Annotated in this window: 1 protein-coding gene and 1 pseudogene; one reads left to right on the top strand and one right to left on the bottom strand. The window is 52.7% G+C overall.

Features of this window, described 5'->3' with window-relative positions; all coding sequences use genetic code 11:
• Positions 1-366: 366 nt before the first annotated feature.
• The gene (locus N5096_RS01145) at positions 367-690 is read right to left on the bottom strand and encodes a DUF6788 family protein (RefSeq protein WP_137711921.1); all 324 of its coding nucleotides are present in this window, start codon (positions 688-690) and stop codon (positions 367-369) included.
• Between the two features lie 138 nt (positions 691-828).
• On the opposite strand from N5096_RS01145, the pseudogene N5096_RS01140 reads away from it, so the two are divergent.
• Positions 829-1635 (top strand): annotated as a pseudogene (locus N5096_RS01140) (MarR family transcriptional regulator); the annotation flags it as partial.
• Positions 1636-1703: the final 68 nt, after the last annotated feature.

Raw genomic sequence — 1703 nt, 5'->3', positions numbered from 1 at the left:
CCGAGATAACGAGATGATTCCACGGGCTCACACCGTGCCGGCAGTTGAATCATCGGGGTAAAGACATACAGGGAAAGTAACTCGGAGCGACACAGTCGCTGCTATTTGATTCATTTCGCACACGGGGTGTGATTCTGCCAGAAGAAATATTATATATTCTAAGTGTGTCTGACAATCGTACTCATAATTTCATTTCGCACACGGGGTGTCCCCGCACAACTCGTCAACTGATTCATCTCTCACACGGGGTCTACCCCGGTTGAGGGTAGAATCATTTCGCACACGGGGGGTGCCAACGAGATACCTCAAAGAATTTCATTTCGCACACGGGATGTGTACGCCGCAAGATCGGGCTAGCCATCTGCTCTACTCGTCAGGATTGACTGGTGACTTATACTTGGATTTGACTTGGTCTCCATCCCGCCACTGCCAGTAGTAGTAGCGATTATCGTTGATCTCCTTGATCGTGATCGTCGCTTTGGCCGGGACGTCGTCTGGGAGCTCGTCTGGTTGCTCTTCGACCTCTTCTTGATCTGCCGACTCCTTGAGATGCGCCTCTCGTTCCTTGTGCTTGGCGAGCGCTTCAGTATACGTCGCAACATCTCGGAGCTGTTCCGGGTCCGACTCGTTGAGCATGTTGACGATCTCCGTCGGCAGGTTCGCCGGTGGGTGCGGGGGTTCGTAGGACATCGGCTACTCTCGTGTTAACCAACACGACCCACGAGTCCATAGTTTTGTTGGTTAAGACGATAATAACGGCTCTCGTGCTTGCTAGATGTAACATTACTCGAAACTTGTTTATAAATTAGTTTTGTACTATGTCATACTGTGCTTCGGCGCATCGAACTCAAGGTCCTCGCCACGGTCGCTCGCGGCGATACGATCTCCGAGCTCGCGACGAAGCTCGACCATAGCGAGAGCTACCTCTCTCGTGCCGTCGCCGACCTCGTCGAGAAAGGGCTCGTCTATACAGAACCCGACGGCCGACGAAAACGAGTCGTCCCATCGGATGCCCGCGCCGTCGAGATCTACCAGGACCTCGTCCGCCAGTACCCTCATATCGACTTCTCCGAGCTGCTGACCGGCAAAGCTCTCGAGGTGTTGTACTACATCGACCAACCGCGAACTGTCTCTGAGATCGCTGAAAAAAGCGACAACTATCGCAACACCGTCAATCGCGTGTTGAGACGATTCCGTAATCGTGGCTTGGTAGGCAGAGAAGACAGTCAGTACTACTTCACCGGGAACTTCGAGCAACTACGTGAGTTCGCACGTGAACTCGTTCATTATGACCATCGACAGCGACTCAGATCGGTCGTTCCGGATGGGACGATTCTCTGGGAGGGGTACGACGAATTCCTCGCACAAACTGAATTGGAGATCGATTCACAGAATTTCCACGAGACTGGGTTAGCAGAGTTCGCGAGGTTTGGCCTCCAGTTTCTCCTGACGAGCCGCCGCTATTACCTTTATTCAACAGATCCAGACAGCTTGTCGCCTGCGGCGCTTTGCTGTCACGTGCTTTTGATCGATGATGGGTCACGTCACCGATCGTACTGTGCCCTCCTGATCAGTCATCTCGATATTGACGAGAGCCAACTCCGAGATCAAGCAGCGAAATACGAATTGGAGGAACGCTCTTCTGTAGGAGATTGTTGATACTGCTGAGCTGTCGCTATCGAGTCGAAGAGGACAAGGACACC

It is taken from the genome of Halorubrum yunnanense (assembly GCF_026586675.1).
Classification (GTDB): Archaea; Halobacteriota; Halobacteria; order Halobacteriales; family Haloferacaceae; genus Halorubrum; species Halorubrum yunnanense.
The sequence above is the reverse complement of the archived record's forward strand: the minus strand, read 5'-3'. Positions and strand labels throughout refer to the sequence as shown.

Coding starts and splice junctions, on each gene's coding strand:
- N5096_RS01145 (WP_137711921.1), bottom strand. CDS start 690: ATGTCCTACGAACCCCCGCACCCACCGGCGAACCTGCCGACGGAGATC.